This is a genomic window from Desulfurivibrio dismutans (assembly GCF_029210385.1).
In the GTDB taxonomy this organism is placed as follows: domain Bacteria; phylum Desulfobacterota; class Desulfobulbia; order Desulfobulbales; family Desulfurivibrionaceae; genus Desulfurivibrio; species Desulfurivibrio dismutans.
The window spans coordinates 163,532-188,159 of the sequence record NZ_JARGDQ010000005.1; the positions used below are offsets into that span (position 1 = coordinate 163,532).

Consider the following 24,628-nt stretch of genomic DNA (forward strand, 5'->3'; position numbering starts at 1 on the left):
GTTTACAAAACACTCCAGGGTTTGGGCAGGAAAACCCTGGCGTATAAGTCCAGGGCGTAGCGGTCGGTCATGCCGGCGACAAAATCGCAGACCATGCGGTCGCGGGTGGTGTCGGCCGGGTAATGGATGGATTTTTCCCAGTGGTCGTCGTGGGCCAGAAAATACTGGTAGAGTTCGCGGATCACCTTCATGGCCTTGAAGAAATCGGTGTGTACCTTGTAGTTTTCGTAGACCCGGGCAAAGAGAAAGGTGCGCAACTCGTCGATCCCGGCGACGATCTCCGGGCTCATGGTCAACTGCTCACCGCCGGCGGCCAGGGTCTGTTCCACCAGGTCGCAGACCATGGTGTTGACCCGCTGGGAGGAGGTGGCGCCCAGACGCTTGATCAGGTGTTGGGGGATCTCGTCGTCCCGTAGCAGGCCGGCCCGTACGGCGTCATCCAGGTCGTGGTTGACATAAGCGATGATGTCGGACAGGCGCACCACCTGGCCCTCCAGGGTGGCGGGCGACGGGGAGTTGTCCGCCGTTACCGGCGGCAGGATGGCGCCCCGGCCCTTGGAATGTTTGGCAATACCGTCGCGCACCTCCCAGGTCAGGTTCAGGCCCCGGCCCTTGTTCTCCAGTCGGTCCACCACCCGCAGGCTCTGCTGGTAATGGTGAAACCCTTCCGGGTGCAGCTCGGCCAGCACCGCCTCGCCGGCATGGCCGAAGGGGGTGTGGCCCAGGTCGTGGCCCAGGGCGATGGCCTCGGTGAGATGGCCATTCAAGCGCAGGGCCACCGAGATGGTGCGGGCGATCTGGGAAACCTCCAGCACGTGGGTTAGCCGGGTGCGGTAATGGTCGCCGGTCGGGGCCAGAAAGACCTGGGTCTTGTGCTTGAGGCGGCGGAAGGCCTTGCAGTGGATGATCCGGTCCCGGTCCCGCTGGAAGGCCACCCGGATGGAACATTCCTCCTCCGGCCGCTCCCGCCCGCGCGACTCGCGGCTGCGAGCGGCGGCGGGAGCAAGGTTGAGGGCCTCGCGCTCCTCTATTTGTTGACGAATCAGGCTCATGGCGGCGGAAGATACTGAGAAAACGGGTTGTGGTCAAGCCGTAAACCGTTTGGGGCTTAAGTGACATGTTCAGGCTTGGCCTTTGGTGATCTCCTCGATTTCGCTGTTGAGTTTTTCCCACTGGTCGTAGAGGCGTTCCAGGCGGTGTTCCAGGTCGGCGTATTCTTTGCTTAGTTCGGCAAATTCTTCCTGGCGGCTGTAGGTTTCCGGGTCGGCCAGCCTTTTTTCCAGTTCTTCCTTGCGCTGCTCCTGTTTCTCCACCTCGTTTTCCGCTTGGACGGCTTTCTTGCGCAGGGGGCCGAGGAGCTGGTTGAGGCGCTGGCGCTCTTGGGCCTGTTGCCGGCGGACTTCCTTGCCCCGGGGGCGGCCCTGGTCGTCGGCGGTGTTGCCGCCATTACCATTGTTTTTGCCGGTTGCCTGGTCGTTGTCGGCGGCATACTTTGGCGGTGTCGCCGCTTGGGCGGGGCCGGAGGTTTTCCCTTTGGCGCCGGTTTTTTTTCCCTTGCTGCCGGCCGGCTGACCGGTGCCGGGGCGGTCTTGGGCCTTGCCACCTGCCGGCGGGGCGCTAAGGGCGGCCTCCTGATCGCGGCGGATCTTATCGAGGTATTCGTCGATGTTGCCTTCGTAAATGGTGCCTCGGCCCTGGCGGATCTCCAGCACCTTGTCGGCAAAGGCGTTGACGAAGTGGCGGTTGTGGGAAACCACGATGATGGCCCCGTCGTAACGGCGCATGGCCTCCTGCAGCACCTCCTGGGAGGTCATGTCCAGGTGGTTGGTGGGCTCGTCGAGGATCAGCAGGTTGGCCGGTACGGCGATCATCTTGGCCAGGGCCAGGCGGCTTTTCTCGCCGCCGGAGAGCACCGAAACCCGCTTGTCGGCGTCTTCCCCCCGGAAGAGAAAGGCCCCCAGCAGGGAGCGGACCTGGGTCACTGTCAGGTTGGGGGTGGCCTGGAAAACGGTGTCGAACACCGTCAGTTCCGGGTCCAGGTCCTGGGCCTGGTGCTGGCCGAAGTAGGAGACCTTGACGTTGTGGCCGAAACGGATCTCACCGCCATCGGCCTTGAGCAAACCGGCCATGGTCTTGACCAGGGTGGACTTGCCGGCCCCGTTGACCCCCACCACCGCCATCTTTTCTCCCCGCTGCAGCAGCAAGTCCAGACCGTTGAAGACCTGCAGTGACCCGTAGCTCTTGGTCAGCCCCCGCACCTCCACGGTCATCCGGCCGGAAGGCGGGGCCGGGGGAAAGCGGAAATCCACCTTGGCCTCGCTTTCCTCCAATTCCAGCTTTTCCATTTTGTCCAACTGCTTGAGCCGGCTCTGCACCTGGCTGGCCTTGGTGGATTTGGCTCGGAAGCGGTCGACAAAGCGCATGGTCTGCTGGATATTGGCCTGCTGGTTTTCCCAGGCGGCCCGTTGGATCTCCAGCCTTTCTTCCTTCTGGCGCAAGTACTGGTCGTAGTTGCCCTTGTAAGCGTTGAGGTTGCCCAGGCTCAACTCCCATATGGAGTTGCAGATGTTGTTTAAAAAGGTCCGGTCATGGGAGATCATCACCAGCCCGCCCTGGTAGCTCTGAAGAAAATCCTCCAGCCAGGTCAGCGACTCCAGGTCCAGGTGGTTGGTGGGTTCGTCCAGCAGCAGCAGGGCGGGGCGGGCCAGCAGCAGCTTGGCCAGTTGCAGCCGCATCTGCCAGCCGCCGGAAAAGGCATGGCAGTCCTTTTCGAACTCATCTTCCTTGAACCCCAGCCCCACCAGGATCTTTTCCACCTGGGAGCGAATGCGAAACACATCCTGGCTTTCCAGGGCGTCCTGCAACTCGCCCTGGCGCTGGAGCAAGGCCTGGCAGTCGGGACCGGCTGCGGTCATGGTGGAGAGCTGCCGGTTAACTTCCTCCAGTTCCTCCTGCAGGGCCAGGGCCTCGGCAAAGGCGCTTTCCGCCTCCTGGTACAGGGTGCGGCCCGGGGCAAATCCATCCAGTTCCTGGGGCAGGTAGCCCACCGTGGCACTTTTGGCCCGGCTCAAGACCTTCTCGTCGACGCTGCGCACGCCGGCCATGATCTTTATCAGGGTGGACTTGCCGGCCCCATTGACCCCCACCAGGCCGATGCGGTCTCGGGGGCTGACCCGGGCCGAGACGTCCTTGAACAGGTGCTTGTCGCCGAACTGAATGGATAGATTCTGGATGGTTAGCATAGGTTCTCAGTTCCGATGAAAAAAGCAACTAATCTAACACATCGACTCGCATATTGCCCAGCAAAATCGGCGAAGGTTTGGTGGTGCGTCAAAGCCCTTGGCCTTGGTTCTGGTCGGGTTACACGGTACTCTGGGGGGCAGGCAAACGTTAAGAATGGACGGAAATCGATGAGGGGCTTTCAGGGGCAAACCGGCGGGGTATTAATGAAAGTGTAAAAATCAGCGGCAGGCATGGGGCGGGCAAAATAAAAACCCTGAAAATTACGGCAATTGTGTTGTCGCAGAAAGGCCAGTTGCTGTTCATTTTCTACCCCTTCGGCCACCACTTCGATTTCCAGTTCGGCGGCCATGGCCAAAATGGCCCGGACAATGGCGGCGTCACTGGGATCGCTGGTGACATTGGCGATGAAGGAGCGGTCGATTTTAAGTTGGTTGACCGGCAGGATTTTCAGGTAAGAGAGGGAGGAATAGCCGGTGCCGAAGTCGTCCAGGGATATGCTGAGCCCCATTGCCACCAGCGTGTTCATTTTGCTCACGGCATCGCGGTGGTTGGTCAGCAGGGCGCTTTCGGTGAGTTCCAGTTTCAGTCCTTGGGGGCGGACACCGCTGGTCGTCAGAGCCTCCCTGACCTGGTCGACAAAGTAGGCCTGGTGAAACTGGTGGGCGCTGATATTGACCGCCATCACCTGATCTGCCAATTCCGGCTGCTGTTGCCATGCTCTGAGCTGTGCGCAGGCCTGTTCCAGGATCATTTGGCCGAGGGGCTGGATCAAGCCGGTTTCTTCGGCCAGGGGGATAAAATCCGCCGGTGAAACCAGGCCCCGGGTGGGATGCTGCCAGCGGATCAGTGCTTCGGCCCCGTAACTCCGGCCGGTGCCGTTGATTTGCGGTTGAAAGTAGAGCAGCAACTGCTTTTCTTTCATAGCCCGCCGCAATTCGGCTTCCTGTTGGGCCCGTTCTTCCAGGGCGCTCTGCATGGCGTCGTCAAAAAAACGGATGGTGTTGGGCCCGCTTTTTTTGGCCTGGTAGGTGGCGACGTTGGCCCGGATCAGCAGTTCGTCGAACAGTTCGTCCCGGCGTCCGAAAATACAAACCCCGATGCAGCAGGTAACGTGGCACTCATGTCCCTTGAGGGAAAAATGTCGGTTAATGGCCCGGCGCAATTTTTTGGCCACTTCTTCGGCCCTGACAGCGGCCTGATTGTAGTCGGGGCCCAGGTGGTCCAGGATGACGGCAAATTCGTCGCTGCCCAGCCGGGCCACGGTATCGGTTTCCCGCACCCCCAAGCCCAGCCGCCGGGCGGTTTCCACCAGCAGCAGGTCTCCGATATCATTGCCTAAAGTGTCGTTGACGGTGCGGAAATTGCCCAGGTCAATCCCCAGCAGGGCGCCGTACTGTTGGGCCCGGGCGTGGACGGCGATATCGCGTGCAAGCTGCTCCAGCAGGTAGCGGCGATTGGGCAGGCCGGTGAGGGTGTCGTAGGTGTTGAGGCTGCGCACCTCATCCAGCAGATTCTCCAGTCGCCGGTTGGACTCAAGCAGGCGGTTTTCCAGGCGGGAACGGGTGACGGCGTAACGGATGGCCCTGCTCAGGGAATGTCTGCCCAGGGTGTTTTTGGTCATATAATCCTGGGCGCCAGCCTCCAGAGCGGCCTGGGCCAGTTCTTCGTCGTCATGGCCGGTTAATACCACGATGGGGGTTTGCGGCGCCTCCCGGCGCACACTCTCCACCGTCTTCAGGCCAGTAGAGTCGGGCAGGGCCAGATCAAGCAGCAGCACGTCGGGGGTGGTATTGATGATGGCCTGGCGGGTTTCCGCCAGGCTGGCGGCGGTCTCCACCGCATAGCGGCCCGGGCCGGCCCCAAGCAGGGTATGCTGGATCAGCAGGGCGTCGCCGAGTTCGTCCTCTACCACCAGAACTTTGATTAATGAGTCGCTATGTGGTTGTTTTTTCTGCGACAAGGTTGCTCCGAAAATTGCCTGCCATTGCCTGGCCTGGCCGTGAGTTATTCTTGAAAAGGCTGCCTGTGTGCGCCGATGGTGGTGGGGCAACAATATAAAACGGGCGGGAAAGATAAACAAGTGTTAATGATGAGGGGGTAGCCCTGTAACCCACTGCCGCGGTAGCAAAATTGTCGGCGTCAAAAAAAAACGCGCCGCCGACTGGGCAGGCTTTGTAACTTCTTGTTTTCGCGTTGCCGACCAACGAGTTTGGCGGTTTTTTGCGAACTTATCAAAGATCATCCCTTAATAACCGCCATGGGGTGCATTTCCACCAGCACCTCCACCAGGTCGAGCTGGTTTTCGATCACCTGGTCGATTTCCTTGTAGGCTCCGGCCGCCTCGTCAAGGTCACCCTTGGAGCGTACGGCGTGGATAATGCCCTGGCGGTCCAGTCGCCTTTTTTCCTCTTCCAGGCTGAGCTGCCGCTGGGCCTGCTTGCGGCCCATTTTGCGGCCGGCGCCGTGGGAGCAGGACCGAAAACTCTCCGGGTTGCCCAGTCCGCGCACCAGGTAGCTGGGCGTGCCCTGGGAACCGGGGATGATCCCGATTTCCCCGGCCAGTGCCCGGGTGGCTCCCTTGCGGTGGACGATTACTTTTTGCCCGTAATGCTCTTCCAGGGCGGCATAATTGTGGGCGATGTTGATCATCGGGGCAAAGGTTACCGGCCCCAGTACCTCTTGCAGGGTTTCCTTGATCCGGGTCAGCATCAGGTCGCGGTTGGCATAGGCGAAATCCACGCAGTACTGCATGGCCAGCAGATAATTCCGGCCGGCCGGGCTGTCGACGGGAAGGTAGGCCAGTTGCCAGTTGGCCGGTACCTTGGATTTTTGTTCACGATTGAGTTGCGCGGCCAGGCGATTGAAATAGTTGGCCACCTTGAAGCCCAGGTTGCGGCTGCCGGAGTGGACCATCAGCCAGATGTGGCCATCGCTGCCCCGCTGGATTTCGATGAAATGGTTGCCGCCGCCCAAGGTGCCAAGCTGGTACAGAGCGTTGCGGAATTCTTCCGAGATTACAGGCAGGTCCGAGACGGGAACCGGACTTTTGGGCATTAACTTTTTATCTTGCGGCTGGCGGTGATGCTTGAAGCCCAGAGGAATTTTTTGCCGGATTAGGGCCAGCGCCTGTTTGAGTTTGTCGCTGCTGATTTCACTGAGCGAAGTTTGCACCGCCCCCATGCCGCAGCCGATATCCACCCCCACGGCGTTGGGAATCACCATCTCGGTGGTGGCGATGACCCCGCCGATGGGCATGCCGTAACCCAGGTGGGTGTCGGGCATCAGGGCTACATGGCGATGAATGAAGGGCAGGTTGGCCAGATTTTTGGCCTGCTCCAGGGCGCCTGCCTCAAGGTTGTCGAGCCAGACTTTGATGGGCTGTTTTTCGCTGGTGATCACCTTTTTGACCGGCATGGCTGGTTGACCTCAGGCGGGGTGCAGGCGGTCGGGCAATCGGGTGAATTCCCGGGCCGGCAGGGGCGGGCTGAAAAGATAGCCCTGGACCTGGTCACAGCCGCGCTGCTGCAGGTAGTTGAGCTGGGAGATTGTTTCCACCCCTTCGGCCACCACGATGATCCCCATTTGGTGGGCCAAACCGATGATGGAGTCGGCGATCATGGCGGCGTCGGAGCGATGTTCAAGATCCCGGATGAACGACTGGTCGATTTTTAAGGCGCCAATGGGGAAACGGTTGAGGTAGGCGAAGCTGGAGTAGCCGGTGCCGAAATCATCAAGAGAGATGCTGACTCCCAGTTCAGTGCATTCGGTCAGCAGCGCTACCGCCTCTTCCGGTTTTTCCATCAGAATGCTTTCGGTCAGTTCCAGTTCCAGCAGGTGAGGGGGGATTTGATGCTTACCCAAGGCCTCGGCGACCACTTCCGCCAGGTTGCCGGCCCGGAACTGGCGGGCGGAGACATTGACCGCCACCGACCGCTCCGGGTGACCCTGGTCGCGCCAGGCCCTTATCTGGCGGCAGGCCTCGTCGATTACCCAACTGCCGATCTGTTCGATCAGTTCACTTTTTTCCGCCAGGGGGATAAAGCTGCCGGGGGGTACCAGTTTTCCTTCACGGTGCCAGCGGATCAGTGCTTCGGCGCCGCTTAACTGATAACTGCCCTGGTTGCCGTGGCCCCCGCCGCTGTCGGCCAGGCCACCGGATGCGTCACCGAGCGATGAAGAGGCAGGAACAATCATAAGCTTGGGCTGAAAGAACAGCTCCAGTTCACGGCGGCCGATGGCCTGCCGTAAGGCGTTTTCCAGGTTCAGGCGCTCCAAAGCGTCGATGTTCATCAGGCCGGTATAGAAATTAAACTGGTTGCGGCCGTTTTCTTTGGCATGATACATGGCCGCTTCGGCATTTTTCAGCAGGTCGGAAACGGTCTGACCGTCGCTGGGGAAAACGCTGATGCCGATACTGGCGCCGATAAAAAAATCGTTTTGATCGGTCAGCCTGAATGGGGCGGCCAGGGCGGTCAGCATTTTTTGGGCTTTGGTGGCCGTCTCCCGGGGGTCGGTCAGGACTTCCTGAAGCAGGATAAACTTATCGCCGCCAAAGCGGGCCAGGGTGTCGTCCTGGCCCATAATGCCGCTTAAACGTTGAGCGGCCATGGCCAGCAACTCATCGCCGGTCTGGTGACCCAGGCTGTCGTTGACCTCCTTGAAGCGGTCCAGGTCAATGAAATGGATGCCCACCAGGGTCTGGTGCCGTTGGGCCCAGTCCAGGGCGTGTTCCAGGTGAAATTGCAACAACTGGCGGTTTGGCAGGCCGGTGAGAGGGTCGTAATAAGTCAGCCGTTCCCGTTGTGACTCCGCTTGTTGAAAAAGCTGCTCAGTAGATTGAAAGCGATATTCGGCTTTTAAAATAAGTAAAAAAATCAGGACGGCGGTGAGCAGGACGTAGAGCCAGCCTTTGTAGGTCTGTAGCAGGGTGAAGACTTCCGGTTCCAGGGCCATGGTCACCAGCAGCCGGTCGCTGAAAAATATCCACAAGGCGCCTAATATGGCGTAAATAACAGCCAGGCGCAGGGCGTATCTGGTTTGCGGTGTCATGTTGATGGCGGCTGTCCTTTGGTCTTTTTTCTGCAATCCGGATCGGGGTCATTAAGTGTGTTTGAAGCATACCTTATGGATGGCCAACTTGACAACCGCGGCCCGCCATAAACCTTGACTAAGGTTCTGGGGCGGGGGAGTGTGATTTCGGCGTGATCCCGCGCTTGGTCACCGAACTTTTGCCAAGCAGCCCGGCTCGTGCTACCCTATACGGTTGAAAAATTATTTGGAATAAGGAGTGGGCATGCAGCAGGATGGCAAAAAAGATGGCCAAAGTAAAATTTATGTCTGTCGGCATGGAGCAGATTGGCATTCAGAAGTAGAAAATTTGCTAACGCGAGCCGGACTGGCGTCGGTGGCCGGCCGCCACAAGCGGATCGTGCTTAAGCCTAATCTGGTGGAGGCGGCGTTGCCGCCGATCACCACCCCGGTGGAACTGACGGCGGCGGTGGTGGATTTTTTGCGATCTGCGGTGCCCCAGGCCGAAATCATCATCGCCGAAGGCTGCGGTTCCAAAACCTATGACACCGATCACTGTTTTGCCCGGCTGGGGTACCATGAACTGGCGGCGGCCAAAGGGGTGGAGCTGGTCGACCTTAACCGGCAGCCCACCATTCGTCTGACCCTTCCCGACTGTCGACGCTGGCCGGAAATGCATCTGCCCGCCCTGTTGTTCGAGTCCTTTCTGGTGTCGCTGCCGGTGCTCAAGGTGCACACCCTGGCCAAGGTTACCCTGACCTTAAAAAATATGATGGGGGCGGCGCCGCCTTGTCATTATCAGCAGGGGGGTCATTGGAAAAAAGCGGCTTTTCACCATGATATACAGGCAGCGGTGGCCGATCTCAACCGCTATCGCAGCCCGGATTTTACCCTGCTGGATGCCACCGTCGGCCTGGCCCAGTCGCACTTGGGCGGGCCGCCCTGTAAGCCGCCCCCGGGGTTGCTGGCCGCCTCGTTTGATCCGGTGGCCCTGGATGCCTACGGAGCCGATCTGCTGAACCTGGACTGGCGGGAAATCGACCATATCCGCGAGCTCCACGGTGAACTGGGTTTTGCCGAGCCGCTGACGGTGGTTGCGGTTTAGTTTAACCTTTGCTTAAAGCAATCCGCACTTCCGGTGAGATCGAGGATCTTGGGGATAGTGATAGTCGTGATAAAGCCAAAACGCTGGTGAAGTTAGTCGGGATTGCGCTGGGGGAGGCGGTCGACAAGCATTTTCCATGCTTTTGGTCTGGCCGTAAGCAATTGCGCGGCTAAAGTCCGGGCCTGTTCCCGGTGGCCGATTCGTACGGCCTCATTGAGGTCCAGAGAGAGGCGGTAGACCAGCGGGAGACAAGGAGTGCCGGCGGAGCCGGCGATTTTGTGGGCGGCGTGGCCCAGGGCCGGCAAGTCGTCGTCGGCCAGGGCCTGGCGAATACGTTCTTCTTCCTGTTGCATCATCTCGTGATGATGCCGGAAAAATTCCTCCAGCTCAGAGGCGGACAGGCACTTTTTGAAGGTCTGCAGCAGATCTTCATTGAGCATCGGTACTTTTTTCCAGCCGGTAGCCGGCGCCGGTTATCGTGAGGATGATCTCCGGCTGCCGGGGATTGTCTTCGATCTTTTTGCGCAGGCGAGAGACCAGCACATCCACCGTGCGAAAATGGCCGCCGCCTTCCTCCCGGGCCACCACCGTACTCAACCGGTCGCGGCTGATCACCCGGCCATCGGCGGTGATCAGGGCGGCCAGCAGTTTGAACTCGCCGCCGGTCAACCTGGTCATTTGACCATCTTCGGCCACCAGCGCCTGCCGCTTGAGATCAAATTGCCAGCGCCCCAGCGGTACGCGTGAATTGTTTTGTTGCCGCGCCTGCTCCTCCCAGCTTGGCAGGATGCGTCTAACCCGGTGGGTAAGCTCGTGGGGCAGAAAGGGTTTGATCAGGTAGTCGGCGGCCCCGGACTCAAAGCCGAGGAGCCGTTCCGCCGGCTGGCTGCGGACGGTCATCACCAGGAAGGGGGTTTGTCGCTGTTGCAGGCGGCGGCCGATTTCCAAGCCGTCGCCGTCGGGCAGGTTGAGATCCAGTACCACCAGGGAGTATTCGTTCTGCTCCAGGGCCGGCAGGGCTTCGGCCTGGTTGGCAGCGTAGTCCACCTGGTAGCCCTCCTTGAGGAGCACCGTGGCGCACAGATAGAGCAGAGAAGGGTCGTCGTCGATGACCAGGATGCGATGGCTGTAGGTACCGCTGCTCACAGAGTGTTGTCCCGCCCTATTTTTTTGGCCTTGCGACCGTCTGAGATCATCACCGTCGTATGCTACTCAATAGGATAACTGCGCTAAGAGTAACCAATGCATTGGCTGGCGGCAAGGGGAAAAAAACGTATACTCGTTTAGATGTAAGAACGGTTCGGTTGCGCTTGCTGTTTACAGATTGTTTACGATTCGGTGGCCGACAGTTGTTTTTGAAGCGACCTGAGGGGGTTACCCGGTTTTAACCGGATAAGCTGAGGGGGTGGTTTGTTAACGCCATGTTAACACCCTGCTTTTACAAAGTTTTCGGTGGCACGCGCTTGCCACTCAGGATCTTTTCGGGTAAGTTTCTTCGGCCTTGAGCAGTGGGTCAATTTTTGTTGCCAAGCAGTGTACAGTAACAAGGAGGATAATGATGACAGCGCCGGACAGCACATTTTCGGGCCTGGATGACCGCCTCTTTCTTTCCGCCCAGCGGGAGAGCGAAGCGCTGAAGGAGCGGCTGCTGGAGCTGTATCTGCTTTATACCACCAGCCGTACATGCAGTATGGCCATGCAGACCAGCACCCTGTTTATCAAGATCGTCGATCTGCTGAAAAACGCTCTTGGAGTGGAGGAGTTTTGCCTGTTCCTGAAGGATCCGGCAAGCGGTCTGTTTGAAGTGTGGAGTGCCGATGAGCGGGTGATGGCCGCGGCCGGTGACGTCAGTTTTTGCAGCGGTGAGGGGATTTCCGGGCTGGTGGCGGCCGATGGTAAGCCGATTCTGGTGCAGGACGTCAGCCAGGACAAGCGTTTTCTCCATTACAAGGGGATGCTCCAGGGAATCGGTTCTTTTCTTTCGGTGCCGCTGCTGGGCAATGATAACCAGGTTTTCGGGGTGCTCAATATTCACAAGGCCAAGCCCCAGGCCTTCCGGGAAAAGGACAAGGAGTTTTTTTGTGCCGTCGCCCACAACCTGGCGGTGGCTATGGAGCGTGCTCGCTTGTTTGAAAACGCCCGTCAGGAGGCGATGCATGACCAGTTGACCGGCATCTACAACCGCCGTTTTTTTCTTGAATGCGCCGAGCGTGAGTTGAGCAAGAGCCGACGGGATAACCACAGCGTTTCTTTACTGTTCCTGGATATTGATCATTTTAAGGACGTTAACGATAATTTTGGCCATGTCTTCGGTGACCAGGTGTTGCGGCAGGTGGCTGCCATCCTGCAGAACGATATTCGGCAAAGTGACATCCCGGCCCGTTACGGTGGGGAGGAATTTGTGATTATACTGCCGGCCACCAGCGGGCAGGATGCATGTTGCCTGGCGGAAAAGTTGCGCCGGAAGGTGGCGTCGGAACTGGTGGCGTCTCCCCGGCATGAAGCGCGGAGGACTCTGACCATGACTGTTGGGGTGGCATCCTTCCCCGAGGACGGAGCTAGCATCACTGAGTTGCTGGTGGTGGCCGACCGGCGGCTTTATAAGGGTAAAGGGGAAGGGCGTAACCGGGTGGTTGGACCCGCAGCACCGACCCCGGGTACGGCGCCGGCTGACAATCGCCGGCGTAACCCGCGGCAACGGGCGGCGTTGCGGGTTATGCCGGCTCATGTTGGGGCGGATCGGATGGTGCATTCCATCGATATTATGCATGACCAGCAGTGGGAGTTCTGTGCCCTGATAGATGTGAGCCGGGAAGGGTTCAACAGCCTGGTGTCGTTCGAGCCTCGGCTGGGCGCCGATTATCTCTGCCGGGCTGTTGCCGACCCCCGCAACGGCGGCACTCTGCAGCAATTTGCCGTCCAGGTGCGGCATGTGGAAGAGCTGGGTAACAGTCGTTACCTGATGGGGGTGGAGGTGGGCAGCCATGACGTGTCGTCCTGGCGTTGCCTCTGTTCTTCTTTGGGATAGTTAACCGGCGATGGACGGTTAACTATCCGTGGGTTTGCGGCTGATTCCCAATTCCTGGGTAACCTGAGTGGCGATTTCTTCGATGGAGCGGCCGGCGGTGGAGATGACGGGGATATTGTAGGTCCGGAAAATCTCCTCCGCCTGCTTGATTTCTTTGCGGCAGGTGGTCAATTTGGCATAAGAGCTGTTGGGGTAGCGCTTTTCTCGCACGTTGTGCAGCAGTTCCGGGGTGGTGGTCAGCCCCACGGCCCGGCGGGCGTTGCGGCGCAGGGGTTCCGGCAGCTTGTACTCCCGCAGATATTCGGTGGTTAAAGGGAAATTGGCGGCCTTCAGGCCCGTCTGGGTGGCCAGATAAACACAGACCGGGGTTTTGCCGGTGCGGGAGACCCCCAGCAGGATAGCCTCCGCTTCGTCGACCTCGTTGGAGCGAATTCCATCGTCGTGCTCCAGGCTGAAATGAATGGCCTCCACCCGCTTGGCCATGGTGATGTTGTCAATCTGCCGGGAAAAGCCCGGCACCCTTAAAGCCTTGGTCTCCAGCGAACCCTCCAGCCGTTCAAGAAAAGCCTCAAAGACGTCAAACAACTCCACCTCGGGATGATCAAAAACCAGGCGGATTTCCCGGTCCATGATGGTGCTGAAGATAAGGGGTCGGCGACCGCCCGAGTGTTGCAGGATGTAGGCCAGGGTCTTTTCCGCTTCCTCCCGGCTGAGGATAAACGGGAAACGCTCCTCGTGAAAGCTCACCTCGGGAAACTGGCGGATCATGGCATGTCCGAGGTTGGTGGCTAAAATCCCGGTGCTGTCGGAAACGAAGTAGATGTCTTTGGAGTTCCACATGGCAAAAATACTATCCGGTTGGAATTTGCTCGATCAGGCGGCGGCCAACAGCCAGGCGGGCCTTGAGCAGGGAAGGTTTGGCCGGTTTGGCCAGGTAGTCGTCGGCGCCGTGTTCCAGGGCTGCCACCTGCTCTTCGGTGGAGGTGCGGGCGCTGAAAATAATTATGTAAACGTAAGGCTGCAGCCTTTTTTTGCGGAGTTGATGGCAGACCTGTATGCCGGTTAAATCAGGCAGGTTCCAGTCAAGGATGGCCAGCCGGATGGCAGGGTCGGCCATCAGGGTTTGCCAGGCCTCCTTGCCGTTGGTGGTCTCCACCGGTTCATATCCCCACTTTTTCATAAAATTTTGCAGGCCGCGGCGAACCACGGGGCTGTCTTCAGCGATCAGGACTTTCATGGGGTGTCGGTTTCGGGATGGTTAACGGTAGATGAATAGTTGTTCGGTTGACTGCCGGAGTGCGAAAGATAATCAATAAGGTGCCCGTCGGCAAGGATAAAAGACAGGATAAAAAAACGCATAGTCGTTATGTTGTAGAACATCTTAAGGACTCGGCCGGATGTTTGCCGGCTTCGGAGCTGTCCGCTTGTTGCAGATCGGTACCGCCCGTGGGGGCGATGTCAGAGGGCTGGCTAAAGAAATCGAAAACAGGAAAGATGAACGATGGATGAAGACAGCTATGACAGTGGCGAGAACGGCCACCGCGCACGTGACCGGGACCTTCTCCCGTCGGAGATGACCGCCAGAATAATCCGGGCCAAGCTGGATCTGGAAAGCATTGTCGACTGTGTGGGCGATCTCATTGTCCTGGTGGATAACTCCGGCCGTATCCGCCGCTGCAACCGGGCCTTTGCCGGCTACGTCGGGCTGACCTACCAGGAAATTATCGGCCGCGATTGGGAGCAGCTGCTGGTGGTCGGCGGGCTGGAGCGTGGAGCGGCCGGCTCTTGTGAGCATGGCTGCCGGGAGTATCACCATCCGGCCAGTGGACGGATTTTCTGCTGTCGGCACTACCCTTTGTTCGGTGGCAGCCGGGAGCGGGGGCCGGTGTCGGCCGCTACTCCGGCCGATTTCGCTCATCCGGGTGATGGGGGGCGGCTCTCTTCCGGCGGATCCGGGGCGGTCGGTAAGGTACCGCCGGTCGGTGAGGTGATCACCCTCCAGGATGTAACCGCCCAGACCAGGCTGGCGGAAAAATTTAAGGCCAATAACCGGGAGCTGGCCGCGGCCTACGACGAACTGAAAGCCTCCCAGGCCAAGCTGCTGCAGCAGGAAAAGCTGGCTTCCATCGGTCAACTGGCCGCCGGTGTTGCCCACGAGATCAACAACCCGGTGGGTTTCGTCACCAGCAATCTCGGCACTTTAGGCAAATACGTCGGCCGTTTGCGGGAGTTCGCCGCCATGCTCGAAAAGTTGATCGGCCGGGGCGGCGGGCCCAAACTGCAGGCGGCGGCGGCGAAAGTGCGGCGGGGCCTCAAAATCGACAGCGTTGAGGAGGATGTCCCCGAACTGCTCAAGGAGTCCCTGGACGGGGTGGAGAGGGTCAAGGTCATCGTCCAGAATCTGAAAAATTTCGCCCGTCTGGACCAGGCCAAGTTCGGCTGGGCCGACATCAACCAGTGTCTGGAAGAAACCCTCAATATCATCTGGAACGAGTTAAAGTACAAGGCCGAGGTCCGCAAGAATTACGGCGAACTACCGCCGGTGTGGTGTCATCCCCAGCAGTTGAACCAGGTATTCATGAATCTGCTGATGAACGCCGCCCAGGCCATTGCCACCAGGGGGATTATCACCATCAAGACCCGGGCGGCCGGCGACCGGGTCCGGATCCTGATCAGCGATACCGGCAGCGGCATTGCCCCCGAACACCTCTCCCGCCTCTTCGAACCTTTTTTCACCACCAAGGAGGTGGGCAAAGGCACCGGCCTGGGGCTGAGCATCGTCTACGACATCGTGGTCAAGCAGCACGGCGGCGAGATCATGGCCGCCAGTGCTCCGGGTGCGGGTACCACCTTCCGGGTGCTGCTGCCGGTGGGCAAGGAGAAACAAGATGAGTGATTGGCCGGTAAACGTTTGCGGTTAGTAACCATCCAGCTCATGCTGGACAGTTACCGCGATTATTCTATATCGCTGCGGTAAAGTGCCCGGAATTTTGCCATTTGCTCTTCGGTGTCTTTCGGCAGGTCGAGCTGGTAGCGTTCTACGTACTCCGCTGCCATGCGGTGAGTGTTGAAGATCGGACAGTTTAAGGCCAGGTTCATCAGGCCGCGGTCCAGGAACTCTTTCGGTTCCGGTTCCTGGTAGAAGGTGGTCAGGATGTCCGGCAGGGTCTCGTAAAAGGAGGTGGCATCTTCACGGTAGAGCATTTCCGCCCGCTGCTCGCTGAGCAGATCCGGGTTGACCGGCCCTTCAAAGCCGAACTTCCAGCCGGTCTGACCTTCGTGGTAACCCTCCACCCACCAGCCGTCCATGATGCTGACGTTGGGCACCCCGTTCATGGCTGCCTTCATGCCGCTGGTGCCGCTGGCCTCCAGCGGGCGTTTGGGGCTGTTGAGCCAGGCATGGCAGCCGGCTACCATCATTTTGGCCACCGCCATGTCGTAGTCGGGGATGAACACCAGTCGGGCCAGGCCGTCGGTGCGCTGGTACAATTCTTCCTGGATGTCGATGATGGCTTTGATCAGTCCCTGCCCCGGCTTGTCGGCGGGATGGGCCTTGCCGGCATAGATGAAGTTGATGGGCCACTGCTGGTCCACCAGGATGCGGGCCAGGTGGTCAAGATCCTCAAAAACCAGGTCGGCCCGCTTGTAGGTGGAGAAGCGGCGGGCAAAGCCGAAGGTGAAGGTGCGGTGGTCCAGCCGGCTCTCTTTTTCGTCCAGGTAAGAAAGGTAGTTGGGGGGGTCGATCCAGGTGGAGATGCGCTGATGGCGATGTTCGGCCAGCATGGCGTTGACATGATCGATAAGATATTTGCTGTCCGCCCGCCAGGCGTCGGCGAAGGCGTGGCGGAATTTTTTGTTGTGCAGCAGCTGGATGGCCTGACGGAAGACGCTGGGGTCCTGGCGCCAGCCGGTCAGTTCCGGGGCCGAGTCGTAAGCTTCGGCCTTGTTTTCACTGATCCAGGTAAGGTGGTGAACACCGTTGGTGATGGCGCTGATGCGTTCCTTAAACTGGGGGAACTGGGCGCGGGTGACCTCGCGGTGCAGTCGGCTGACACTGTTGGTGGTCCGGTTGACCCGCATGGCCAGAGCGGTAAAGTTATAGACTTCGGGGGTTTGTTCATCCACCGCCAGCAGTTGCAGGATCCGGCGGAAAAATGAGTGTTCCAGTCCGTGGTACAAAGCGCGGGGAAAACGGTCATGGCCGGCCTTGACCGGGGTGTGAATGGTGTATACGACATGCCTGCCCGCTTCCTCGGCGGCGGCCAGGATGTCCCGGTCGGTGGCCCGCTGGCGGAAATCATCCCCCAGCTGACGATGGAGAATTTCGCTGATCAGCCCCAGTACCAGTACCACTCCGTGCTGCTCATTGAGGTGAATGGTGTTGGCGGTCAGGCCCAGGGTGCGCATCACCGGCAGCACGCCGGCGCCCAGTAGACGGCGCTGGATAGCCTTGGATGCCTCCGAACTGCTGTCGTATAGCCGGTGGGATGACTTTCTGATCCATTCCGGCGAGGCGGGAATGTCGTAATCAAGCAGGATCTCGGGCACGAAAAAATCCAGGCCGCTGCCGATCTCCATTTTCAGCCACACCTGAGCCACGGCCTGGATTGGCTGATCGTGCTGATCATAAAAATCAACGGTGACGGTGAGAGGCTGGTCCGGGTTGCCGGGCTGATGCAGTGGATAAAGCCCCGGTACTTCCTCTGGTTCCCATCCCCGGGACCAGACCACCTGGCCGAGATTCATGTCCACCATTTGGGAAAAATAGCCGTGGCGGTAAAGCAGGGAAACGGCCGCCACCGGAAGCCGGCAGTCGGCAAAACTCTTCAGGGTGTCACCGGCTAAAATCCCCAGGCCACCGCTGTAAGTGGGGATTTTTTCCGGACCGTGGAGAAATTTGTCGGCTAAAGGGGGCAGGTCCGGGGGGATCTCATCCCCTTTTGTCATCGCCTGCAGGAGATTCTTGATCGGGTGGTAGACGTCCCGGTCGGCACCGATTTCCATGGATACATAGGTGACGGATTGTCCTTGCGGGGCGGTCAGGGTCTGCCAGACCCGGTCAAAGCAGGTTTGGGAAATGCCCAAAAAAGTGCCGTACGGACTGATGGCCGTTACACTGTTGAGTGGTTTTTGCTCTGTTTTCATTGCTTCTCTGCCTTGACGGATGATTGGCTGTCATCTCCGTGATTGAGTTTGCCTTGCGCGTATAATCGTGTTCTGGAGTCGAAGCCGTCGGATAGGCAACTTCAACATGGCCTTTGCGACCAGTCGTCACCGTTGCTGTGTCGCCGGCTGGGCTCACACTGTAAGTCATTGCTTTTGCGTTGCCGGCCAACATTTTTGGCGGTTTTTTGCAAGGCCAACAAACTTACCGGTTTTGGTCGCTTTTGTAAAAGGGAAAAGTGTGCGTCGGCAAGGAACTACAAGACCCCGGCAGAAGGAAAAAGCGCTTGAAATTTCAGACTCTTTTCTATACATTGCTTCGCTGCTACCCATTTGGTGGCGCTAGCCGTTAGTGTGTAAAGAATTGTTGAATAAATTGTAGCTTGCTCAAATGTGACTGCTTCGCAGAGGGCGAATGGTCCGGCCGCCGACGGGCAAAGGCCAGTGCGCCGAGGTGTTCGGGTGACGGTTTTTTGCGGAGTCGACAACTTACCACTTTTAGAGGAGATGGCCCGATGAAGAAGGAAATGAAACGGATTTTCACTGCGGTGGCAATTGTTTGTGCGGTTTTCCTGTTTGCTGTCGGTTGCGGTAAGCGGGTGGCGGTGGATCCGGGTGATGAGCAGCCGGCGGTTGAGCCGACGGTGACGGAAACCGAGCCGGCCCACACCCCGTGGGAACCTGCCCGCACCTGGCCCGGTGAAGCTGAGGACGAGTCACTGGATGACACCGCCGGGGCCGATCTGGCCATTAAGGAAGGGCGGACCTCGGCCCCGCTGCTGCCGGTCTACTATGATTTTGACCGTTCCAGTATCCGTGCCGACCAGGAAGAGCGGATGGTTCACAACGGCGAATATATGCTTGACAACCCCCGGGTGCGGGTGCGCATTGAAGGCAACACCGACGAACGCGGCACTCGTGAGTACAACATGGCCTTGGGTGAACGGCGGGCGATGAGTACCAAAAAGTATCTGATTGACCTGGGGGTTGCCGCTGAGCGCCTTGAAACCCTCAGCTACGGCGAGGAAAAGCCGATCAGTTTCGGTCGGGACGAGCTTTCCTGGTCGCTTAATCGTCGATCTGACTTTGTCATCATCCAATAACTGCCGTAATGGTTGCCGGTTGTTACCAGATTGGCGACTGGGATGCTGTGATCGGCAGTGCTGAAGATGAAAAAACCGGGACGGGTTGACTCGTCCCGGTTTTTTTTACCGCACGGCAAGTTAACCAGAAATGACTGTAACCAGAAAAAGGAGTTAAAAATCATGAAAAACAGGTTTGCCGCATCGTTGCTGGCCGTTTTTTTGTTGCTGGCGTTTTGGGCCGTGCCTGCCGCGGCGGCGGAAGGGCGGATCGCTACCATGAGTGTCCAGAAAGTGTTGGATAATTCTGCAGTCGCCGGTGAGGCCCGCAGGAAGATTGAGGCCGAATTTGAAAAACACCGGACTTCTCTGCAGCGGGAGCAACGTGAGCTGGAGGAGTTGCACCAGGAAATTGAACAGAAAAGCGCGGTCTGGAGTGAGCAGGTGCGCACCCAGAAGGAACGCGAATTGCAGCGTCGCTACCGGGAGTTTGAAGCCCGCAACGAGGATGCCCAGCTTGCCGTCCAGGAACTGGAACAGGAGTTGATGGAACCGGTGCTGGGGGCCTTAAATGAGATTATCGATGAAGTTGGCCGGGAAAATGGTTACGACCTGATATTGGAATACACCATGAAGGGCCTGCGCACCCGTACCGGTTTGCTGTATGCCACTGATTCTCTGGATATCAGTATTAAGGTGCAGGAAAAACTTGATGCCCGGCTGGGTGATGAGTAAATAAGTTGTAACTGTCCAGCAGCACCCCCGTATTGCGGCGATCAGGTCGGCTTGAGTACCTGATGTGCGCTATGCCGACTCGGCTTACCGCAACTTGGGGCACGTCTGTTCAGTTACGTGCCCCGAATGAGCTGGATAGTTACAATAAGTTAAGCTTAAGGTGATCCGGCAACCGTTCTGTGGCTAATTATCAAGGGGCAATTCCCCGCATAACGGTAGCGGTTGCTAATTCTCGAGGACGGCGGCGCTGATGGCCGCCGCGTCGATCCTGGCCAGTTGCCAGAGCTGCGGCTGGCTGCCATGCTCCAGGAAGCGATCCGGCAGACCCAGGGTTTTTACCCGCACCTGGGCCAGGCCGCGGCGCTGGAGCAGTTCCATGACCGCCGAGCCAAACCCGCCGGCCCGGACGTTGTCTTCCACCGTTACTACCCGGCCGGTTTTGCCGGCCCACTCGCTGATCAACTCCCCGTCCAGCGGTTTGACGAAACGAGGGTTGATCACCGCCGCCGAGATTCCAGTCTTGGCCAATTCGGCCGCCGCTTCCATGGCCGGCGCCACCCGGTTGCCCACCGGCAGCAGCAGTACATCTGATCCTTCCCGCAGTAGTTCCCCTTTGCCGAAAGGGATTTTTTGCAGTTCCTGGTCCAGGGGCAGCCCTAGTCCTGCCCCCCGCGGATAGCGGATGGCCACCGGTTCCGGGCATTGCAGGGCGGTGAACAGCATATGGCGCAGTTCATTTTCATCCTTGGGGGCCAACATCACCAGGTTGGGGATGATGCGCAAAAAGGAGAGGTCGAAGACCCCGTGGTGGGTGGGGCCGTCATCGCCCACCACGCCGCCCCGGTCGATGGCGAAAATCACCGGCAGTTCCGGCAGGCAGATGTCGTGGATCACCTGGTCAAAGGCCCGCTGCAAAAAGGTGGAGTAAACCGCCACCACCGGCCGCAGTCCTTCGCTGGCCAGGCCGGCGGCAAAGGTAGCGGCGTGCTGTTCGGCAATGCCCACATCAAAAAAACGGTCGGGGAACTCGGCGGCAAAGCGGCTTAACCCGGTGCCCGACGGCATGGCGGCGGTGATGGCGCAGATTCTGGGGTCTTGCGTTGCCAGCTCCACCAGTGTATCGCCGAAAATCTTGGTATAGCTGGGCGGCCCCGCAGTGGCGGCCAGTTTGCCGGTGGCTACCTCGAAGGGACCGACGCCGTGGAAGTCGCCGGGGCGTTCTTCGGCCGGGGTATACCCCTTGCCCTTGGTGGTGATTACATGGATCAGCACCGGGCCCTGGCTGAAATCTCTTACGTTGCGGAAGGTTTCCAGCAGGGACTCCAGGTGGTGGCCGGGAATGGGGCCGATGTATTCAAACTTCAGGGCCTCAAAGAGCATGCCGGGGGTAAAAAAGCCTTTCAGACTTTCTTCGCTGCGTTTCAGCAGGTGCAGCACATTCTCCCCCATCTGAAAATTTTTCAGCAGGTGTTCCAGCTCCTTTTTGATCCGTACCATGGTGCGGCCGGTGAGCTTACGACTCAAAAAACTTGACAAGGCGCCGACATTGGGCGAGATAGACATCTCGTTGTCGTTTAAAACGACAATCAGGTTTTTTCCCAGGTGGCCGGCCTGGTTCAGTCCTTCGAAGGCCAGGCCACCGGTCATGGAGCCGTCGCCGATCACCGCGATGGTCTTGTTGTTTTCCCCCTTCAGTTCAGTGCCCACCGCCATGCCCAAAGCGGCGGAGATGGAGGTACTGCTGTGGCCGGTGTCGAAATGGTCGTATTCGCTCTCCTCCCGCTTGGGGAAACCGCTGATTCCCCCTAATTGGCGCAGAGTGCCGAAGCGCTCTTGGCGGCCGGTGATCAGCTTGTGGGTGTAACACTGGTGCCCCACATCCCAGATGATCTTGTCGCTGGGGGTGTTGAAGACGTAATGCAGGGCCAGGGTAAGTTCCACCACCCCCAGGCAGGGGGCCAGGTGCCCACCGGTGTGGGCCACGGTGTTGATGATGGTGTCCCGCAGTTCGGCGGCCAGGGCCGGCAGTTGTTCGCTTTTCAGGCGGCGCAGGTCGTGGGGTGATTCGATGGCCGGTAACAGACAACCGTCGGCCGGCTTATGATCGTTTTGGTCGTTCATGATAACCTGTTGGTGCTTGGTTAATTTTTGCGGGCGGATATGTAACGGGCCAGCTCCCGTAAGGGGTCGGCATGTCCATCGAAAGTGGCCAGCGCGGCAATGGCGCCGGCCACCGCCTCGTCGGCTTTGCGCCTGGTTGCTTCCAGGCCCAGCAGGGCCGGATAAGTGGCCTTGCCCCGGGCGGCATCACTGCCGGCGGCCTTGCCCAAAGTAGCGGTGTCACCGGTAACGTTAAGCAGATCGTCGACGATCTGGAAGGCCAGCCCGATTTGTTCGCCGTAGGTGGTCAGGGCTTCGTACTGCCGGCGGTTGGCGCCGCCGCCGATGGCGCCGCTTTGTACGGCGGCGGTGATCAGGGCGCCGGTCTTGCACCGATGAATCCGTTGCAGTTGGGCCAGGTCGACCTGGGGTTGCCCCTCGGCCTCGATATCCAGTACCTGGCCACCCACCATGCCTCCCGGGCCGACAGCTTTAGCGATATTGCCGAGCAGTTGCAATTGCTCCTCGGCGCTGATCCTGCCCCGGTCCAATGGCCGGGCCAGCAGTTCAAAGGCAAAGCTGAGCAGGCTATCCCCGGCCAGGATCGCGGCTGCTTCGCCGAATTTTTTATGACAGGTGGGCATCCCCCGGCGCAGATCGTCATCGTCCATGGCCGGCAGATCGTCGTGGATCAGAGAGTAGGTGTGGATGCACTCTAAAGCGGTGGCCACCGGCAGCAGCGGTTTGGAATCCGCCGGCAGAGCCTCGGCGGCCGCCAGGCAAAGAATCGGCCGGATGCGTTTGCCCCCGGCCAGCAGGCTGTAGCGCATGGCCTCAACATGACCGGCCAGTGCCCCGGTTGTTGGGGGTAGAAGCCGGTCCAGGGTCTGCTCTACTTCCTGGCGCCGCTGGTTGAGATATTGTTTGATGTCCATGGGGTGAAATGGTTGCCCGGTTTCAATTGATTGCTAACTAATGGTTGCTAACGAAAATATCATCCGCAGTGGGAGCCTGGTCAGGTTTGGTCGTCTTCGCTGAAGGGTTCGGCGATCACCTCGCCGTTTTTTTGCAGCAGGATTTCCACTTTTTTTTCCGCTTCATCCAAGGTGTTACGGCAAAAGGCAGCCAGTCGGATGCCCTCGTCGAACCTTTTCAATGACTGCTCCAGGCTCAACTCGCCTTCCTCCAGTTCCCTGGTAATCTTTTCCAGTCTGGCCATGGCGTCTTCGAAGTTCTGTTTGGCCATTGTTGTGTCTCCTTGGGTTAACCATGTACGTCCAGCAGCACCGCCGAAAATGGCGATTGGCCCGGCATGCTTACAGGGGGGTGCGCGGTGAGCGGAACGGCGATGCGTGCTTCAGCACCGGAGCCACTCCAATCTTGGCAAGATTGTGGTGTGCCGTCACTGTTTTCCAACATACAATGAAGCACCGTCGAGGGGCAATCTCTTTCCAAAAAAACCGGCCTGTGGTAGGTTATCGGTGATGAGAAGTGACAGGGTGGCTGAGCATATCGAAGGTTTTCTGCGGTGGCTCCAGGTGGAAAAGGGGTATTCCCCCCACACGGTCAGCAGCTACCGTCGGGACCTCCATGAATTTGCGTCGCTTGATCGGGGTTTTGGCCCGGTGGAAAGCATTGCCCAACTTGATGTCCAGCGGGTCCGGGCCTTCGTCTACAGCCTGCATGGCCGTAACCGCAGTTCTTCGGTGGCCCGTAAGCTTTCCTCCCTGCGCAGTTTTTTTCGCTATTTGCAGAAAAACGGGGTAATTGCCGGTGACCCTGCGGCCGCAGTGGCCGCCCCCAAGGCGGAAGGTTACCTGCCCACGGTTTTGAGCGTGGATGAGGTTTTTTCCCTGCTGGAAATGCCGGGCCTGGCCGACACCTACGCCGCCCGGGACCGTGCCATGCTGGAGTTGCTTTACTCTACCGGGATGCGGGTGGCGGAACTGGCCGCCCTGAACCTGGAGCAGGTGGACCTGGTTGAAGGTATGGTCCGGGTACGGGGCAAGGGCAACAAGGAACGCCTGGTGCCCATGGGTACTCCCGCCTGCGAGGCGGTGAAGGCATATCTGCCCCAGCGGGAAGTGCTGCTGCGGGCCGGCAACCGGGAAACACCGGACTCCGTTGAGGCGGGCGGCGGCAAAAATGGCAGGCGCGGTGGGGCCGTCAACAATGAAGAGCGCGCGCAACCGCTGCTGGTCAACGCCCGAGGCGGGCGGCTGACCACCCGCAGCATTGAGCGGCAGGTGAAAATGTACGCCGAGCGGGCCGGTATTGCCGCCCGGGTCAGCCCCCATGCCCTACGCCACTCTTTTGCCACCCATCTGCTGGAGATGGGGGCGGATCTGCGCACCGTGCAGGAACTGCTGGGCCATGCCAGCCTGTCCACCACCCAGAGATACACCCATCTCAACCTGGATCATCTCACGGCGGTTTATGACCAGGCCCACCCGCGGGCACGGGGTTGAGATCTAGCACCAGCCGTTAAAACAGCAGATTATTGGCCGTGGTGAACGGTTGCAGGATAAATTTTTAAGGAGTAAAAAGTCATGAAAGTACGTTCTACCACCGTGGTGGCGGTCAGGCACCGGGATATGGTGGCCATGGCCGGGGATGGCCAGGTCACCATGGGCAACGTGGTGGTCAAGCACCAGGCTCGCAAGATTCGTCGCCTCTACCATGGCCGGGTGATCACCGGTTTTGCCGGGGCCACCGCCGACGCCTTCACCCTGTTCGACAAGCTGGAGCTGCAACTTGAAAAATACAGCGGCAACCTGCTGCGGGCGGCGGTGGAACTGGCCAAGGAATGGCGTACCGATCGCATGTTGCGTCGCCTGGAAGCCATGATGGTGGCGGTGGATGCTGAACGTTCCCTGTTACTCTCCGGCAACGGTGATGTGATCGAGCCCGATGACGGAATCCTGGCCATCGGCTCCGGCGGGCCCTACGCCCACGCCGCCGCCAAGGCCCTGGTAGCCCACAGCGGGCTGGATGCCCCGGAAATTTGCCGTTCGGCCATGGAGATCGCCGGCGGTCTGTGCATTTACACCAACGACAGTATTCACCTGGAAGTGCTTTAAGCATTGATGACTAACTTCGCAAAGAGTCAGTCATCAATGCGCCCCCCGCGTCCCATGGATGGGC

General features: G+C 59.1%; 20 protein-coding genes. 7 read left to right on the forward strand and 13 right to left on the reverse strand.

What is annotated here, in order from left to right:
• Window positions 1-2: 2 nt before the first annotated feature.
• From P0N66_RS07525 to P0N66_RS07545, 5 genes are all read right to left on the reverse strand, one after another.
• Window positions 3-1,052 carry a deoxyguanosinetriphosphate triphosphohydrolase gene (locus P0N66_RS07525; protein WP_275803930.1) on the reverse strand — a complete coding sequence of 350 codons (1,050 nt, stop codon included), beginning with the start codon at window positions 1,050-1,052 and terminating at the stop codon, window positions 3-5.
• Between the two features lie 69 nt (window positions 1,053-1,121).
• On the reverse strand, window positions 1,122-3,242 hold the full coding sequence (locus tag P0N66_RS07530; protein WP_275803932.1) for an ABC-F family ATP-binding cassette domain-containing protein: 2,121 nt from the start codon (window positions 3,240-3,242) through the stop codon (window positions 1,122-1,124).
• A gap of 179 nt (window positions 3,243-3,421) precedes the next feature.
• Window positions 3,422-5,203 (reverse strand): putative bifunctional diguanylate cyclase/phosphodiesterase, encoded by a 1,782-nt coding sequence (locus P0N66_RS07535; protein ID WP_275803934.1) that lies wholly within the window; start codon window positions 5,201-5,203, stop codon window positions 3,422-3,424.
• Window positions 5,204-5,481: 278 nt separating this feature from the next.
• A complete protein-coding gene (locus P0N66_RS07540) occupies window positions 5,482-6,657 on the reverse strand; it encodes an RtcB family protein (RefSeq protein WP_275803937.1) in 1,176 nt (391 codons plus the stop codon).
• A 12-nt stretch (window positions 6,658-6,669) separates the two neighbouring features.
• The gene (locus P0N66_RS07545) at window positions 6,670-8,292 is read right to left on the reverse strand and encodes a putative bifunctional diguanylate cyclase/phosphodiesterase (protein WP_275803939.1); all 1,623 of its coding nucleotides are present in this window, start codon (window positions 8,290-8,292) and stop codon (window positions 6,670-6,672) included.
• Window positions 8,293-8,620: 328 nt separating this feature from the next.
• Here P0N66_RS07545 and P0N66_RS07550 point away from each other — a divergent pair, with 328 nt between their 5' ends.
• A complete protein-coding gene (locus P0N66_RS07550) occupies window positions 8,621-9,376 on the forward strand; it encodes a DUF362 domain-containing protein (RefSeq protein ID WP_275803941.1) in 756 nt (251 codons plus the stop codon).
• A gap of 92 nt (window positions 9,377-9,468) precedes the next feature.
• On the opposite strand, the gene P0N66_RS07555 is transcribed toward P0N66_RS07550, so the two are convergent.
• Both P0N66_RS07555 and P0N66_RS07560 read right to left on the reverse strand, forming a co-directional pair.
• Window positions 9,469-9,816 (reverse strand): Hpt domain-containing protein, encoded by a 348-nt coding sequence (locus P0N66_RS07555; RefSeq protein ID WP_275803943.1) that lies wholly within the window; start codon window positions 9,814-9,816, stop codon window positions 9,469-9,471.
• Window positions 9,806-10,522, reverse strand: a complete 717-nt coding sequence (locus tag P0N66_RS07560) for a response regulator transcription factor (protein ID WP_275803945.1) — start codon at window positions 10,520-10,522, stop codon at window positions 9,806-9,808. Before P0N66_RS07560 ends, P0N66_RS07555 begins: the two co-directional genes overlap by 11 nt.
• Window positions 10,523-10,931: 409 nt before the next feature.
• On the opposite strand from P0N66_RS07560, the gene P0N66_RS07565 reads away from it, so the two are divergent.
• Entirely contained in the window at window positions 10,932-12,404 is a 1,473-nt protein-coding gene (locus P0N66_RS07565) for a sensor domain-containing diguanylate cyclase (protein ID WP_275803947.1), read from the forward strand.
• An 18-nt stretch (window positions 12,405-12,422) separates the two neighbouring features.
• On the opposite strand, the gene P0N66_RS07570 is transcribed toward P0N66_RS07565, so the two are convergent.
• Complete coding sequence (locus P0N66_RS07570) at window positions 12,423-13,244, reverse strand: pyruvate, water dikinase regulatory protein (protein WP_275803949.1); 822 nt, start codon at window positions 13,242-13,244, stop codon at window positions 12,423-12,425.
• 10 nt (window positions 13,245-13,254) lie between these two features.
• Entirely contained in the window at window positions 13,255-13,641 is a 387-nt protein-coding gene (locus tag P0N66_RS07575; RefSeq protein WP_275803951.1) for a response regulator, read from the reverse strand.
• Between the two features lie 264 nt (window positions 13,642-13,905).
• On the opposite strand from P0N66_RS07575, the gene P0N66_RS07580 reads away from it, so the two are divergent.
• Window positions 13,906-15,300, forward strand: coding sequence for a PAS domain-containing sensor histidine kinase (locus tag P0N66_RS07580; RefSeq protein WP_275803953.1), 1,395 nt, complete (start codon window positions 13,906-13,908; stop codon window positions 15,298-15,300).
• A gap of 59 nt (window positions 15,301-15,359) precedes the next feature.
• Here P0N66_RS07580 and glgP read toward each other — a convergent pair whose 3' ends face one another.
• Window positions 15,360-17,549 (reverse strand): alpha-glucan family phosphorylase, encoded by a 2,190-nt coding sequence (gene glgP / locus P0N66_RS07585; protein ID WP_275803955.1) that lies wholly within the window; start codon window positions 17,547-17,549, stop codon window positions 15,360-15,362.
• 533 nt (window positions 17,550-18,082) lie between these two features.
• Between glgP and pal the strand changes: the two genes are divergently transcribed.
• Entirely contained in the window at window positions 18,083-18,670 is a 588-nt protein-coding gene (gene pal, locus P0N66_RS07590) for a peptidoglycan-associated lipoprotein Pal (protein ID WP_275803957.1), read from the forward strand.
• Between the two features lie 162 nt (window positions 18,671-18,832).
• Window positions 18,833-19,384 (forward strand): OmpH/Skp family outer membrane protein, encoded by a 552-nt coding sequence (locus P0N66_RS07595; protein WP_275803959.1) that lies wholly within the window; start codon window positions 18,833-18,835, stop codon window positions 19,382-19,384.
• A gap of 225 nt (window positions 19,385-19,609) precedes the next feature.
• Here the strand turns inward: P0N66_RS07595 and dxs are convergent, their stop codons facing one another.
• The 3 genes from dxs to xseB all read right to left on the reverse strand — a co-directional run bounded on the left by dxs (window position 19,610) and on the right by xseB (window position 22,730).
• The gene (gene dxs, locus P0N66_RS07600; RefSeq protein WP_275803961.1) at window positions 19,610-21,505 is read right to left on the reverse strand and encodes a 1-deoxy-D-xylulose-5-phosphate synthase; all 1,896 of its coding nucleotides are present in this window, start codon (window positions 21,503-21,505) and stop codon (window positions 19,610-19,612) included.
• Between the two features lie 20 nt (window positions 21,506-21,525).
• Window positions 21,526-22,419, reverse strand: coding sequence for a polyprenyl synthetase family protein (locus P0N66_RS07605; RefSeq protein ID WP_275803963.1), 894 nt, complete (start codon window positions 22,417-22,419; stop codon window positions 21,526-21,528).
• An 80-nt stretch (window positions 22,420-22,499) separates the two neighbouring features.
• Window positions 22,500-22,730 (reverse strand): exodeoxyribonuclease VII small subunit, encoded by a 231-nt coding sequence (gene xseB, locus P0N66_RS07610; RefSeq protein ID WP_275803965.1) that lies wholly within the window; start codon window positions 22,728-22,730, stop codon window positions 22,500-22,502.
• Between the two features lie 238 nt (window positions 22,731-22,968).
• Between xseB and xerC the strand changes: the two genes are divergently transcribed.
• Together xerC and hslV are read left to right on the forward strand one after the other, a co-directional pair.
• The gene (xerC, locus tag P0N66_RS07615) at window positions 22,969-23,952 is read left to right on the forward strand and encodes a tyrosine recombinase XerC (RefSeq protein WP_275803967.1); all 984 of its coding nucleotides are present in this window, start codon (window positions 22,969-22,971) and stop codon (window positions 23,950-23,952) included.
• Between the two features lie 81 nt (window positions 23,953-24,033).
• Entirely contained in the window at window positions 24,034-24,564 is a 531-nt protein-coding gene (gene hslV, locus P0N66_RS07620) for an ATP-dependent protease subunit HslV (RefSeq protein WP_275803969.1), read from the forward strand.
• The last annotated feature ends 64 nt before the right edge of the window (window positions 24,565-24,628 follow it).